Source organism: Bacillus sp. GW821-FHT01G09, from assembly GCF_059422205.1.
In genome coordinates this window covers 20698-35830 of record NZ_JBWKWL010000001.1, presented here as the reverse complement: position 1 = coordinate 35830, position 15133 = coordinate 20698, and the positions used below count along the sequence as shown (strand labels likewise).

Sequence of the window (15133 nt, the reverse complement as noted above, 5' to 3'; positions counted from 1 at the left end):
AGACTGGAGTTTTTTTGTTGTATCAGGTTTATGAGAGCGGTTTAACAGGAAAAAAAGAACACAGAAAGAATTAAGCAATGAGAGCGGACAAACGAAAGGAGAAACAAATGCTGAAAACACTGCAAATCAAAACGACCAAACGAGATGAAATGATTGATATCACCCGTGAGGTGGAAACGTTTCTTCAAGAAACAGGTATAACGAGCGGCGCAGCGCTAATTTACTGTCCGCATACGACTGCGGGTATTACAATTAATGAAAATGCCGATCCGGACGTCAAAAAAGATATGCTCAGAAGGTTTGATGAGGTATATCCGTGGGAACATGAGCTGGACCGCCATATGGAGGGCAATACAGCTGCACACATGAAGTCGAGTACGGTCGGAGCTTCACAGCATGTCATTGTGGAAAACGGCCGGCTCATTCTTGGAACGTGGCAGGGCATTTATTTCTGTGAATTTGACGGCCCTCGCGCCCGGACATGCTATATCAAAATGATGGGATAATAGGCTGTTTTTTTGACAAAAGCATGATCGCTGAACAAACGCCGATAGCCGGAGGGCTTGTCACACCCGCCCCGGCTGCCGCTTTATCGAATGAAGGCGCGCTTGGCATTCGTCCATATGCGAAATAAAAAGCGAGGGAAAGAGACACGCGCCTCACCCTTTGTTTTCAGGAAAGCCTGCATGAGGGATAGTCAATCAATGGATGTAAACGTACCGAGCTTTGCCGAACGTAACTTGATAAACTGAGGTGACAGATATGAACATTCTTCAATATTCTTATAAAAAAAGAGGGAAAATTGAGTTTGTATTTGAAGGCTGGCCTCACTCAAAAGTTACAATGGTTCCTATCAAAGGCTACTATTTTGTCCGCTTTATCAAATGGAGCAGCCAGGATCCAATCGTGACAAGAAATGACCTTGAAAAAATGGAGTGGGCTGCGAACCAATATTTCGGCACAGCCCCCTTCTATCGAAAACGAAAGGCATTTGAAACCCCATCGTCCGGAAAATAGGCGATGGGGCTTTTTAGCGGACGATGCGGAAAAGAGACGGAACATCCAGTCTGGTCGCCTGAGACAGAAGGTAGGCTGACTGTAAGGCTCCTTTTTTCCTAAAAGAATTCAGCTTATCAATAATTTGCTTTCCGTTTAAGATTCCAAGACCATGGGCAAAATATTTATCTTCCCCCAGTAGTATCACATTTTCGCCTCTCCATTGCGCCTTTTGCGGATCAAATTCAGGATTCTTAAAATACAAACAATCTCCAAGGAAAAAGTGGTGTCCTGTTTCCGTATATATCGGCAATTTCTCATAATGCCAGTCATATAAAATAATTCTGTCAAAGCTGGCATTGAATTTATCTTCTCCGATTGTATCGATTAAGGCCAAGTAATAAATGATAACGATTGCGGTTGCGCATTCAAACGCATAAAACGGGCCGTTCTCAGCAATGTCCCGAATCGCTTTTGAAGGCGGCATTCTGTATTTCAGCTCCAAGGCGCCCTCCGGTGAAACTCTCCAATACGTTGTATTCCCGTATGTTTTTAAAAAAGTGGCAAACTTCGCCCCGCTTTTGTGCAGCGTCTTTGCCGCTGCTACAATATTCATCCGCAGTTTAAGCTCAAACATCAGTTCAGCAATTGAATGATAATCAAACTGAACAGGTGTCTCAATCATCTCTTTTAACAGCGGATTCAGATTTTGATCAATCTGCCAATTTTCAATATCCTGGGGACGGAGCAATTGTCCTGATACAATAATCATGTTTAGCCCCCCTTGTTTTTTATAAGATATGCAAAGGGCTTGGGCAATGAAAGTTAAAAAGACAGAAGACAGCCAAAAAGAACTTCTTCCATTTTTTATTTTAAAACTTTTTTAAGCAGCCGATATATACTGTATCAAACCTGAAGGAGCAAGTGACATGAAGACTTTTATCAATTGGCTGAAGAAACCGTCTATTTCAAAGAAATTAATCGTCTCATTTATCGCGATTCTCATTATCCCTATTCTTATATTAGAATTTAGTTCTTACCGAAGCGCCAGCGGAAAGCTGGATCAGGAAATTATGGGAAATGCGAAAAACAGTGTCGATACATTTAATACAACTGTTACAAATAATCTGGGAGAAAAAGCGAAAGCAGTCACCTTTTTCAGTGAATCTCTTAAAAGATCCGCATTCAAAGGGAAATCTAATCAAGAAGAGATCAAAGCTAAATTTTCACAATATGTATCTATTAATCAAGGAGTAGCCAGAATTTATGGGGGCGCAGATAACGGCACTTACGTACAAGCGCCAAAAGAGAAATTGCCGGAAGGATACGACCCGAGACAACGCCCTTGGTACCAGGATGCGATGAAGGCCGGCGGTCAAATTGTCGTGACAGATCCTTACGTGGCTGCGAGTGACGGAAGCATGGTCATTACCATTGCACAGGAGCTGAAGGACGGATCTGGCGTTGTCGCCATGGATATTACCATTGATAAATTGTTAGAACAAATGAAACAAATCAAGGTCGGAAAAGAAGGTTATGCTTTCATTGCAACAAAAAACAAAACCTATGTCGCCCACAAGAACCATAAGGCTGGAGAAAAGCTTTCAGGCGACTGGGTAGCCAAAATGTATGCGAATGACAGCGGTGAACTCCAGTATACTCTTAATAACGAAGATAAAAAGATGACCTATACTACAAACGAACTGACTGGTTGGAAAATAGCCGGCACAATGTATATGGATGAAATTAAGGATGCCTCAAAGTCTGTGCTGACAACAGGAATGATCGTGCTGATTGCTTCCATTGTGGCAGGCGGAATTTTAATTCTGTTTATCGTTCGTTCGATTACAAAACCGTTAAAACGTCTTGTTCAATCATCGAAAACGATCAGCAGGGGGGATCTGACCGAAACGATCGAAATCCATTCAAAGGATGAGCTTGGGGAGCTTGGGGAAAGCTTCAATGAAATGGGACAATCTCTCCGCTCTCTGATCAGCGCTATTCAGGACTCGGTGAACAATGTGGCCGCATCTTCCGAACAGCTTACGGCATCTGCCGGGCAGACGAGTAAAGCCACCGAGCATATTACGATGGCGATTGAGCAGTTCTCAAACGGAAACGAGGAGCAAAGCGAAAAGGTTGAATCCAGCTCTCATCAGCTGAACTTAATGAATGAAGGACTCCAGCAAGTCTCACAAACATCGTCAGATATTACAAAGGCATCTATTCAATCAACGGAAATCGCCGGAACGGGTGAGAAGTTTGTGCAGCAGACAGTCGGACAAATGAACTCGATTAATCAATCTGTTCAGCAGGCTGAAGCTGTTGTCAAAGGCTTAGAAGGAAAATCAAAAGACATCACAAGCATTTTGAGAGTCATCAACGGAATCGCTGACCAAACAAACCTGCTTGCACTAAACGCAGCCATTGAAGCGGCGCGTGCCGGAGAGTCAGGACGCGGCTTCTCTGTCGTAGCGGAGGAAGTGCGCAAGCTGGCTGTCCAATCAGCCGATTCAGCAAAAGAAATCGAAAAGCTGATCCAAGAAATCGTCGCAGAAATCGAAACCTCTCTTCACATGTTTAAAGAGGTCAATCAGGAAGTACAGTCCGGACTTGTTGTCACAGACAATACAAAAGAAAGCTTCCAGAGCATTTTCAGCATGACAAACGAAATCGAGGGCAAGCTGCAGACGATGAATTCCACCGTCGAGCAGCTGTCAGACCGTTCACAGCATGTTTCAGCAGCAGTCAGCGGCATTGCAGACGTGTCGAAAGAAAGCTCGGCTAGCATCCAGGACATTGCCGCATCAGCTGAAGAACAGCTTGCTTCCATGGAAGAAATCAGTTCCTCAGCGACCACTCTTGCGCAGATGGCAGAAGAGCTTCGTGATCTGACGAAACAATTTAAAATCGAGTAAAAACCGAAAAACAGCGCTATCAAAGCGCTGTTTTTTTATATGGTAAACAATAATAAAGTCCTAGTTTAACCGGTGATTTTAGAACTATTTTTCATTTTTTCCTTCATTTTCAATGTAATTTAAAGGAAGATCCGCCGATATAATTTGTAAATTATTGAAAGAAGGTTCAAAAGGAAATGAAAAAAACACTCACCACTATTCGCAGATCATCAATTGCAAGGAGACTTATTATTTCTTTCCTGCTGATCTTAATTGTTCCGATAACCGCCCTTTCGGTTAGCGCTTATCAATCAGCAGTTGCCTCACTTGATGTACAGATGACGCAAAGCGCAAAGGAAAATGTTCAGATATTAGATCACATCATTGATGATAAAATCAGTACGACTGAAAAAAGCCTCGCGTATTTCAGCGATTGGGCTACAGCAGAAAAATTTCAGGATAAAAAGAAAACAGAGCTGAAACAGGAATTTAAACAATTTATCCAAATGAATGATAATGTCGCTGCGATATTTTCAAGCGGCAAAGACGGGGAATTCACCCGTTATCCGTACGCTGACATGCCAAGTGACTTTAATGCTTTGGAACGAGATTGGTACAAAGAAGCAATGGCCAATAAAGGCAAAACAATTTTCACTGAGCCTTATGAATCGATTTCATCAGGAAAAATGGTCGTCACCATCGCCCGTCAAACGGTGGATGGATCAGGCGTTGTCGCCATTGATATGAAAATTGATGACTTAGTCACTACCGCGAAAGGAATCAATATCGGAAAAGAAGGCTATGCTTTTATCTTGAGCCAAAACAAGAAAGTCATCGCCTACTCCGGAGAAAAAGCGGGAACAGAGCTAAAAGGGGACTGGGTTGATAAGCTCTACAAGGATAAAAGCGGGGACTTTGAATATACGTACAAAGGCAAAAAGAAAAAAATGGCATTTGCAACAAGCGAAACAACAGGCTGGAAAATCAGCGGCACGATGTATGCAAACGAGATTCACGATGCTGCAAGCAGGGTTCTGATCATGGCTTCAATCGTTCTGGCGATTGCCATCGGAGCTGGAATGACGGCGATTTATTTTGTGATTCGATCCATCACAAAGCCATTGAGACGCATTGTCGCATCAGCTGAAAAAATTAGTGAAGGCGATCTAACCGAAACGATTGAAATCAATTCAAAAGATGAACTCGGCGTTCTGAGCGAGAGCTTCAATCATATGGCACACTCGCTTCGCTCGCTCATTCACGGGATCAAAGACTCAGTAGAACACGTTGCCTCATCGTCTGAAGAGCTGACTGCATCGGCAGACCAGACAAGCAGAGCCACTGAGCACATTACGATGGCTATCGAGCAATTTTCAAACGGCAGCGAAAGCCAAAGCGAGAAAATAGAAACGACAACCGAACAAATTAATGAAATGAATGACGGATTGGCAGAGCTGGCGCGGGCAGCAGCAGTGATTACAGAAACATCCGCAGATTCAACAGAAGTGTCAAGTAAAGGGGAGACACTCGTCCAGAAAACAGCCGGCCAAATGAACACAATTGACCATTCCGTAAAAGCAGCGGAACAAGTGGTGAAAGGGCTGGAGATCAAATCAAAGGATATCACAAATATTTTGCGTGTCATCAACGGTATTGCGGATCAAACCAATCTTTTGGCTTTAAATGCCGCCATTGAAGCGGCCAGAGCGGGTGAATACGGCCGGGGCTTTTCAGTCGTCGCTGAGGAAGTGAGAAAGCTCGCGGTACAGTCGGCTGACTCGGCAAAAGAAATTGAATCGCTGATCAGTGAAATCGTAAAGGAAATTCACACATCACTGAACGTGCTTCAGTCCGTAAACAAAGAAGTTGAAACAGGGCTTGTCATGACGGATGAAACTAAACAGAGCTTCAAACATATATCTCAAATGACCAATCAAATTGCTTCCGAGCTGCAAAACATGAATGCGACGGTTGAGGAGCTGTCAGCGGGAGCTCAAGAAATTTCCGCAGCTTCAAATGATATCACAGCCATTTCTAAGGAAAGCTCGGATGGCATCCAAGATATCGCCGCTTCAGCTGAGGAACAACTGGCATCCATGGAGGAGATTAGTTCATCTGCACTGACGCTTGAAAGAATGTCTGAAGAACTCCGTGATCTGACAAAACAATTTAAAGTAGATAAATAATAGGTCTAAAATACTATTTATTTATGGGAAATTAGTTACTTTTGTTAAATTTCTTCTTTTTTGCTGTATATATTTACCCATTTCCAGCCGATATGAAGGGTAGCATAAAAAAGGAGAAATGAATGATGAAAAAAATACTCCAACTCATAAAACAAAGATCAATTACACGGAAGCTTCTCGTTTCCTTTCTGTCGATCCTCATCATACCGGTTGTCATATTGGCGATCTTTGCGTATCAATCGGCTAGCAGCTCACTCGACAGACAGATGATGGGGAGCGCATTGGAAAATGTACAGCAATTAAACGAAATCATTAACACCAGCATCGGCGAAAAAGAAAACAGTGCTGATTATTTCAGCGAATGGCTGACAAAAGAGAAATACAATGCAAAAAGCAATGCAAGCATTGCAGAGAAATTCTCACAATATATCAGCATTAACAAGGATGTAGAATCCATTTATACAAGCGACACAAAAGGACACTTTACCCGCTATCCGGATCTTCCGATGCCAAGCGGCTATAATCCGGTTGAACGCGACTGGTACAAAAAAGCGGTTGCAAATAAAGGAAAAGTCGTTGTGACAGATCCTTATAAAACTGCTTCTACAAATACGATGGTTGTGACAATCGCCCAGCAGACAAAAGATGGTTCAGGCGTTATCGCAATCAACATGACGATTGAAAATCTGTTGAAAACAACCAAAAAAGTCAACATCGGCACACAAGGCTACGCATTTATCATGACGAAGGACAAAAAAGTTGTCGCTCATCCTAATGAAAAATCAGGAACTGAATTAAAAGGCGACTGGCTCGATAAGATGCTGAACGCTGATAAAGGCGATTTTCAATACACCATGGACGGCGATAAGAAAAAAATGGCCTTTGACACAAACAAGTTGACGGGATGGAAGATCGGCGGCACCATGTATTTGGATGAAATCCATGAGGCAGCCCAGCCTGTCCTTCACCTTGCTTTAATTGTCTTGGCCGCAGCTATTATCATAGGGATTATCGTCATGACTTTGATCATTCGGTCGATTACAACACCGCTGAAACAGCTTGTCGGTTCCTCTAAGCGGATCAGCGAGGGAGATTTGACGGAAACCATTGATATCCGTTCAAAAGATGAATTGGGCGAGCTCGGCAAAAGCTTTAACAATATGGCGTCGTCACTTCGTTCTCTCATACACGCCATCCAGGATTCGGTAGATAATGTTGCCGCTTCCTCTGAGGAGCTGACCGCATCAGCTGCGCAAACGAGCAAGGCAACAGAGCACATTACATTGGCGATTGAACAATTTTCTAACGGCAATGAAAAACAAAACGAAAACATTGAAACGGCAGCAGAGCACATTTATCAAATGAATGACGGGTTGACGAATATGGCTCAAGCTTCTGAAGTGATCACTGATTCATCTGTTCAATCGACAGAAATTGCAAGTGAAGGCGGCAAGCTTGTTCATCAAACCGTCGGCCAAATGAATGTCATTGACAAGTCCGTTAAAGAAGCGGAGCAAGTCGTACGCGGATTGGAAACGAAATCGAAAGATATTACAAACATTTTGCGTGTGATCAACGGCATCGCAGACCAGACGAACCTGCTTGCCTTAAACGCAGCAATTGAAGCAGCGCGCGCAGGCGAGTACGGCCGCGGCTTCTCCGTTGTAGCGGAAGAAGTAAGAAAACTGGCAGTACAGTCAGCAGATTCAGCAAAAGAGATTGAAGGATTAATCATCGAAATTGTGAAGGAAATCAATACATCTCTCGGCATGTTCCAATCTGTCAATCAAGAGGTGCAGACAGGCCTTGACATCACAGATAAAACAGAAATGAGCTTCAAACGCATTTCTGAAATGACAAACCAAATCGCCGGCGAACTGCAAAATATGAGTGCGACGGTTCAGCAGCTTTCTGCCAGCTCCGAAGAAGTTTCGGGAGCGTCTGAGCACATTGCATCGATTTCAAAAGAAAGCTCAGCGCATATACAAGATATCGCGGCGTCAGCCGAAGAGCAGCTTGCTTCCATGGAAGAAATCAGCTCGTCTGCAGAGACCCTTTCGTCTATGGCGGAAGAGCTTCGCGATATGACCAAACGATTCAAAATCGAATAATAAGCCTTAACACCCAAGCTTGTTGCGCTTGGGTGTTTTTTTTAGTTTTTTTATTAAACCTTTTATCCTAGTTTGACGATATTAGATTTATCTTAAAGGAGGAGTCAACAAGAATGGGAAAATTCATACATTGGATCAAACAGCCATCGATCAGCAAACCGCTAATCGCTGCGTTTCTGGCAGTGCTTATTTTGCCGGTTGGGGTTTTAGCATATTTCAGTTATCAATCAGCTTGGAACGCGTTAGACAGAGAGCTCATAAACAGTGCGAAGGGAAATGTTGAAGAACTAAACAGTACGCTGCAAAATAAATTAGAAGATAAAGTAAAAGCAATAGATTATTATAGTGAGACAGTCGATAAAGACATATTGCTAGGCAAAAACAAAACATTACTGAAAGAGAAATTTAAGCAGTACACGACACTTAACGACGATGTAGGCGCAATCTATGCTGCTTCAGAAGATAAGAAGCTTTATAAATATCCGGATAGCGGTGTTCCGAAAGGTTTCGATCCGACAGGACGTGACTGGTACAAACAGGCGGTTGCGGAAAAAGGACAAGCTGTTTTCTCAGAACCGTATACTGATGAAGCGACAGGAGATATCGTTGTCACAATTTCAAAACAATTAAAAGACGGTTCAGGGGTTATAGCGCTTGATTTAAACCTGGATGAAGTGCTTACTGCATCACAAAGAATCAAAATCGGTAAAGAAGGCTTTGCATTTATTACAACTGGCAACAAAAAATATATCGCCCATCCGACCATTAAGCCGGGGACAACCGGTTCCGGCGATTGGACAAACCAAGTATATTCCAAAAAAGAAGGCTCATTTGAATATACATTCGAAGGCAAAGAAAAGAAAATGGCCTTTACGACAAATAAATTGACTGGCTGGAAAATCGCAGGCACATATTTTGTCAGTGAATTGCAAGATGCTTCAAGCCCGGTGCTGAACACTGCGGTTATCATTCTATGCGTGTCAATTGTAATCGGCGGCATACTCATTCTCTATATTATTCGTGCCATCACCAAGCCGTTAAGAAAACTTGTCTCAACGTCTGCAAAAATCAGCAGCGGAGATCTCACAGAAGTCATTGACATTCACTCGAAAAACGAGTTTGGCCAGCTTGGCGAAAGCTTTAATGAAATGTCTGCATCATTGCGTTCTGTAATCGGCGTTATTCAAACGTCTGTAGAAAACGTTGCTTCATCTTCTGAGGAGCTGACGGCAAGCGCAGCCCAAACGAGCAAGGCAACTGAGCATATTACACTTGCCATCGAACAGTTCTCAGATGGCAACGAGGCACAAAGCGAGAAACTGGAAACAAGCTCAAATCATCTTTCTCAAATGAACGAGGGGATTTCAAAAGTGGCTCAGGCCTCTTCAACCATTACGAAATCATCGATTCAGTCCTCTGAGGCAGCGGGCAGCGGAGAAAAGCTGGTGGAGCATACAGTCGGCCAGATGAAAACAATAGACCAATCCGTTCAAAAAGCGGAAGCGGTTGTGAAGGGTCTTGAAACAAAATCGCAAGACATCACAAGCATCTTGAATGTGATTAATGGCATTGCTGATCAAACCAACCTGCTTGCATTAAATGCTGCGATTGAGGCGGCAAGAGCGGGAGAGTACGGAAGAGGTTTCTCAGTAGTTGCGGAAGAGGTTAGAAAACTTGCTGTACAGTCAGCAGACTCCGCCAAGGAAATTGAAGGATTAATTCAAGAGATTGTCAGAGAAATCAGCACCTCACTTTCGATGTTCCAATCCGTGAATCATGAAGTGAAAGAAGGCTTGCAGATTACGGATCAAACAGCGGAAAGCTTTAAACAAATCTATGAGATGACAACCCAAATTTCCGGCGAATTGCAAAACTTGAACGCGACGGTTGAACAACTGTCAGCCGGATCACAGGAAGTGTCAAGTGCTGTTGAAGATATTTCTGCAGTGGCGAAAGAAAGCTCAGCAGGCATTCAGGATATCGCAGCTTCGGCTGAAGAACAGCTTGCGTCTATGGAAGAAATCAGCTCTTCAGCGGAAACGTTGGCAAACATGGCGGAAGAACTTCAGGACATTACGAAGAAATTTAAAATTGAATCATAATGAAACGAGAAAGCGGCATATCTGCTGCTTTCTTTTTTATTAAAAACAAAAATAAACAAAAACAATTCAAAAACAAACGGAAATCATATATAATGAAAACGGATACAAATAAAAGGGGATGGAGGAATATCAAATATGGTGAAACATATATGGGATTCAGAGCGAGCTGCACAGCTGCCTAAAGGTGTAGAGGAATTGTTGTACAGGTCCAATCTGATCGGGTCAGACCGCACTGTCTGCAACTGGGGCGGGGGGAATACATCTATGAAAACAGCGGAAAAGGATTTTAAAGGCCGTGAAATAGAAGTCATGTGGGTAAAAGGAAGCGGTTCGGATTTGGCAACAATGAAAACGCATAACTTTACCGGTTTGAAATTAGATGATATCCGCCCGCTGATTAAAAGGGACCAAATGCCAGATGAAGAAATGGTAGACTACCTGTCTCATTGTATGATAGACAGCAAACATCCCCGCCCTTCAATTGAAACGCTATTACACGCTTTTCTGCCATACAAACATGTTGACCATACCCATCCAGATGCGATTATCAGCATATGCTGTGCAGATAATGGAAAACAAATCGCTGAAGACATTTACGGAAACCGATTTGTATGGGTGCCATACGTCCGTCCTGGATTTACTTTGTCTAAAATGATCGCTGAAGGCGTAGCAAACAATCCCCACGCCGAGCTTGTATTAATGGAGAAACACGGCTTAGTCACTTGGGGAGAGACGTCTGAAACATGTTATCAAAAAACGATATCCATCATTCAAGAAGCCGAGCAGTATGTTAACGATCGTATCAATCAGCATGAGGTATTCGGAGGCAAAAGGTATCAGCCGCTGCCGGAGGATAAAAGAAAACAAATCTTGGCAGGCATCATGCCTGTGATCAGAGGAGCAGTAAGTGAAGAAAAGAAAATGATCCTTTCCTATGATGATCATGACGATGTCTTGGAATTTGTAAACAGTGTCCAAGCGCCAGCACTTTCGCAAATCGGTGCGGCATGCCCGGATCACCTTGTTCACACAAAACGGGTTCCGCTGTACATTGATTGGAATCCGGAAACTCAAGATGTGCACAAGCTTGCAGATCTGATCAAGTCAGGAGTCGAGACCTTTACATCAGAGTATCAGGCTTACTTTACACGCAATCAGCAGGATGGGGATCAAATCTTTGAATCCGCCCCGCGGGTGATATTGATTCCTGGAATCGGAATGGTGAATACAGGAAAAAGTTATGCCATGTCTAAAGTAAGCGGGGCTTTATATCGGAGGGCCATCGCCGTGATGAAAGGAGCAACCGCTCTGGGGCAATTTGTTTCTTTACATGAAAATGAATCCTACCATGTCGAATATTGGCCGCTCGAACTATATAAACTCACGCTGGCCCCGCCGGAAGCAGAATTTTCCCGAAAAGTAGCGTTGATAACTGGAGGAGCCGGCGGAATCGGCAGTGCAGCATGCCGCCGATTTGCAGCTGAGGGAGGGCACGTGATCGTAGCTGATCTGAATATAGAAGGCGCACAGAAAATTGCCGGGGAAATAAACGATGCATACGGAGAAGGACGGGCAATGGCTGTCAAAATGGATGTGACAAAGGAGGAAGACGTACAGTCAGCTTTTGAACGAGCGGCGCTTGCTTATGGCGGCATTGATATCGTCGTCAATAATGCCGGGCTGGCCACATCAAGCCCATTTGACGAAACAAGTCTAAAAGAATGGAATCTTAATATGAATGTTTTAGGAACAGGCTATTTCCTTGTAGCCCGTGAAGCGTTTAAACAGATGAAACACCAAAATAGAGGCGGAAGCATGGTATTTGTCGGATCGAAAAATTCGGTTTATGCGGGCAAAAACGCCTCTGCCTACAGCTCTGTTAAGGCGCTTGAAACCCATTTAGCAAGATGCATCGCAGCAGAAGGTGGAGAATTCGGCATTAGGGTCAACTCCGTTTTGCCTGATGCAGTTCTTCAAGGATCGGCAATCTGGGGTTCAAGCTGGCGGGAGGAACGAGCCGCGGCGTACGGGATTGAACCAGATCAGCTGGAGGAACATTACCGGAAACGGACAGCATTGCTCGTCAATATTTATCCGGAGGATATTGCCGAAGCCATTGCATTCTTAACTTCTTCCAAAGCCGAAAAAACAACGGGCTGCATGATCACGGTAGACGGCGGCGTCCCTGCTGCTTTTACGCGTTAGAAATATGCTATGATAAAAAATATAAGACGGACTACGATATGAGGAAGGGCGTTACCGATGCTAGTAGCAGAACGGCAGCAAAAAATAGTGGAAATAGTAAATAAGCGTTCAAGCATCCGCGTTTCCGAATTAAGTGACATATTTTCAGTCACAGAGGAAACCATTCGGCGTGATCTTGAAAAGCTTGAAAAAGAACATAAACTGAGCCGGAGCCACGGAGGAGCGGTCAGTATTCAGCAGAAGGAATCAGAAATTCATTTTTCTGAACGGGAAATCACGAATGTCATCGAAAAAAAAGCCATCGCTCACGAAGCGGCCAAATATGTAAAAAGCGGAGACCGAATTATTCTCGATGCAAGCACAACTGCCTGGTACATGGCGAAAATACTCCCTGACATTGAGCTCACCGTGATTACAAACTCAATGAAAGCAGCTATTGAACTCAGCAATAAAGAAAACATATCAGTCATTTCAACAGGCGGCATTTTGCTGGAAAAATCATTATCGTTTGCCGGCCCGTTAGCAGAGCGTTCACTTGAGACCTATCATGTCAATAAAACCTTTCTGTCATGTAAGGGATTTGACGTACACAACGGGATGAGTGATTCAAATGAGTGGCAGGCGCTGCTCAAAAAACGGATGATCGAAAGGTCGGACCAGACCATTTTGATGGCCGATTCAAGCAAATGGGGGAACCGCGAGTTTTCACATATTGCCTCGCTGCAAGATGTCAGCCGCCTTATTACGGATTCTGGACTTGATCCGGCATCGGTAAAAGCTCTTGAGGACAAAAAGGTGAAGGTGACAGCTGTTCCTCTTTCGAAGAGAGGGTGAAAGGATGATTTATACTGCCATTGATATAGGCGCATCAAGCGGGAGAATCATGGTAGGTGAACTGAATGAAGGGAAGCTTGACATACAAGAGATTCACAGGTTCGCTAACGGTTTCAGTCAAAGAGACGGGCATTGCTTTTGGGATATTGATCATTTGCTAAAACAAATCCTGCAAGGACTGCAAAAAGTAAAGACGCTTGGGTATGAACACTGCACCGTAGGCATTGATACATGGGCAGTTGATTATGTCTTACTGGACGAAAAAGGCGATCGGTTGCGGGAAGCAATCTCCTACCGTGATAGAAGAACAGATCACACAATAGACAAACTGGAACATACCCTCTCAAAAGCCGCAATTTATCAAAAAACAGGAATACAATTTCAGCCTTTCAACACGATCTATCAATTGTATGAGGAAGACCGTGAGCTGCTAATAAAGACAGACAAAATTATGATGATTCCTGATTATTTAGGCTATTGTTTAACCGGAAAAGCTGTAACGGAAATCACAAATGCGTCCACAACACAGCTTTTAAACGCCTCAACGGGAAATCTTGATCCTGAATTGCTTGAAGCCGTGTCCGTTCAGGAACAGCAATTTGCCCCGCTGACTGAACCGGGGTGTGAACTCGGGAAGCTAAGAAATGAGTGGTTCCCGGATTATGATCTCCCGGCGTGCAAGGTGATGACAGTCGCAACACATGATACGGCCTCGGCCGTCATTGCAGCGCCAGGAATAAATGATGGCTGGGCGTATATCAGCAGCGGAACATGGTCGTTAATCGGGGTTGAAAACAAAACACCGATAATAACTGATCTTGCTTTAGAAAACAACTATACAAATGAACGCGGCGCAAACAACACCATTCGCTTTCTCAAAAACATTATCGGCATGTGGGTGATACAAGAAGTCAGACAACAGTTACAAGCAGATTACTCTTTCCAGCAGCTTGCAGAAGAAGCCGAAAAAACAGAACCATTCCAGCAATTTATAAACTTAAATGATAAACGTTTCCTGAATCCAGAAAACATGATAAAGGAAATACAACATTATTGCAGACAAACCCGCCAAAAGACTCCTCGCACTGCAGGCGAACTTGCCTGCTGCATCTACAGCAATTTAGCCATCATCTATGCGATAGCCATCAAAGAGCTCGAAACAATCACAGAAAAACCGATCGAGCAATTTCATATCATCGGCGGCGGAGCCCGGAATGATTTCTTAAATCAATTAACGGCAGACATGAGTGGAAAAGCGGTATATGCAGGGCCGATAGAGGCAACTGCCACCGGAAATCTTTTGATGCAAATGATTGCTGCCAAAGAAGTCAAAGACATAAAAGAAGCCCGGCAAGTCGTCAGAAATTCCTTTCCGATCAAAGTGTTTACACCTAAAGACATTGACAGAAGCACGATCATTCAGTCATTTCAGCAAACTGTTTTGAAAGCGCTATCTAAATGATGAAGAGGTGAAAAGGTTTGAAAAGAAAAGCCAGTATCATGTTTGTCCATCAAGACAAGTACGAAGAATACAAACAGCGGCATGATGACATTTGGCCTGAGATGGCAGAAGCACTCAAAGCTCATGGAGCACACCATTATTCCATTTTTCTAGACGAGGAAACAGGCAGGCTTTTTGCATATTTAGAAATAGAGGATGAAGAGAAATGGAGAAAGATGGCGGACACGGAAGTTTGCCGAAGATGGTGGAAATCGATGGCGCCATTAATGAAAACAAATTCGGATTTCAGTCCTGTTTCGATAGATCTAAAGGAAGTTTTTTATTTGGATTGAAAAACTGA

The 15133-nt window shown here is 43.6% G+C and carries 11 protein-coding genes and 2 pseudogenes; 12 read left to right on the top strand and 1 reads right to left on the bottom strand.

Annotation, left to right across the window (positions count from 1 at the left end; translation table 11 throughout):
• Positions 1 to 14 precede the first annotated feature (14 nt).
• The 3 genes and pseudogenes from AC07VD_RS00175 to AC07VD_RS00165 all read left to right on the top strand — a co-directional run bounded on the left by AC07VD_RS00175 (position 15) and on the right by AC07VD_RS00165 (position 1017).
• A pseudogene (locus tag AC07VD_RS00175) lies at positions 15 to 148 on the top strand (hypothetical protein).
• Positions 108 to 506, top strand: coding sequence for a secondary thiamine-phosphate synthase enzyme YjbQ (locus AC07VD_RS00170; RefSeq protein WP_124058973.1), 399 nt, complete (start codon positions 108 to 110; stop codon positions 504 to 506). Before AC07VD_RS00175 ends, AC07VD_RS00170 begins: the two are co-directional and overlap by 41 nt.
• 256 nt (positions 507 to 762) lie before the next feature.
• Positions 763 to 1017 (top strand): protein YuzH, encoded by a 255-nt coding sequence (locus tag AC07VD_RS00165; RefSeq protein ID WP_003244393.1) that lies wholly within the window; start codon positions 763 to 765, stop codon positions 1015 to 1017.
• Between the two features lie 13 nt (positions 1018 to 1030).
• Here the strand turns inward: AC07VD_RS00165 and AC07VD_RS00160 are convergent, their stop codons facing one another.
• Positions 1031 to 1768 carry a protein-glutamine gamma-glutamyltransferase gene (locus AC07VD_RS00160; protein ID WP_003228904.1) on the bottom strand — a complete coding sequence of 246 codons (738 nt, stop codon included), beginning with the start codon at positions 1766 to 1768 and terminating at the stop codon, positions 1031 to 1033.
• Between the two features lie 157 nt (positions 1769 to 1925).
• Here AC07VD_RS00160 and mcpB point away from each other — a divergent pair, with 157 nt between their 5' ends.
• From mcpB to rhaM, 9 genes and pseudogenes are all read left to right on the top strand, one after another.
• A complete protein-coding gene (mcpB, locus tag AC07VD_RS00155) occupies positions 1926 to 3914 on the top strand; it encodes a methyl-accepting chemotaxis protein McpB (RefSeq protein WP_494721621.1) in 1989 nt (662 codons plus the stop codon).
• Positions 3915 to 4090: 176 nt separating this feature from the next.
• Positions 4091 to 6079 (top strand): methyl-accepting chemotaxis protein TlpA, encoded by a 1989-nt coding sequence (gene tlpA, locus AC07VD_RS00150; RefSeq protein ID WP_124058969.1) that lies wholly within the window; start codon positions 4091 to 4093, stop codon positions 6077 to 6079.
• A gap of 122 nt (positions 6080 to 6201) precedes the next feature.
• Positions 6202 to 7245, top strand: a pseudogene (mcpA, locus tag AC07VD_RS00145) (methyl-accepting chemotaxis protein); the annotation flags it as partial.
• Complete coding sequence (locus AC07VD_RS00140; protein WP_369877620.1) at positions 7240 to 8190, top strand: methyl-accepting chemotaxis protein; 951 nt, start codon at positions 7240 to 7242, stop codon at positions 8188 to 8190. The pseudogene mcpA and the gene AC07VD_RS00140, both read left to right, overlap by 6 nt.
• 113 nt (positions 8191 to 8303) lie before the next feature.
• Positions 8304 to 10292 carry a methyl-accepting chemotaxis protein gene (locus AC07VD_RS00135; protein WP_015251357.1) on the top strand — a complete coding sequence of 663 codons (1989 nt, stop codon included), beginning with the start codon at positions 8304 to 8306 and terminating at the stop codon, positions 10290 to 10292.
• 135 nt (positions 10293 to 10427) lie between these two features.
• On the top strand, positions 10428 to 12497 hold the full coding sequence (locus AC07VD_RS00130) for a bifunctional aldolase/short-chain dehydrogenase (RefSeq protein ID WP_494721622.1): 2070 nt from the start codon (positions 10428 to 10430) through the stop codon (positions 12495 to 12497).
• A gap of 57 nt (positions 12498 to 12554) precedes the next feature.
• Entirely contained in the window at positions 12555 to 13331 is a 777-nt protein-coding gene (rhaR, locus tag AC07VD_RS00125) for a rhamnose catabolism operon transcriptional regulator RhaR (RefSeq protein WP_029318508.1), read from the top strand.
• Between the two features lie 4 nt (positions 13332 to 13335).
• Positions 13336 to 14793, top strand: a complete 1458-nt coding sequence (gene rhaB / locus AC07VD_RS00120) for a rhamnulokinase (RefSeq protein WP_129092672.1) — start codon at positions 13336 to 13338, stop codon at positions 14791 to 14793.
• A 17-nt stretch (positions 14794 to 14810) separates the two neighbouring features.
• Positions 14811 to 15125, top strand: a complete 315-nt coding sequence (rhaM, locus tag AC07VD_RS00115; RefSeq protein ID WP_014480666.1) for an L-rhamnose mutarotase — start codon at positions 14811 to 14813, stop codon at positions 15123 to 15125.
• Positions 15126 to 15133: the final 8 nt, after the last annotated feature.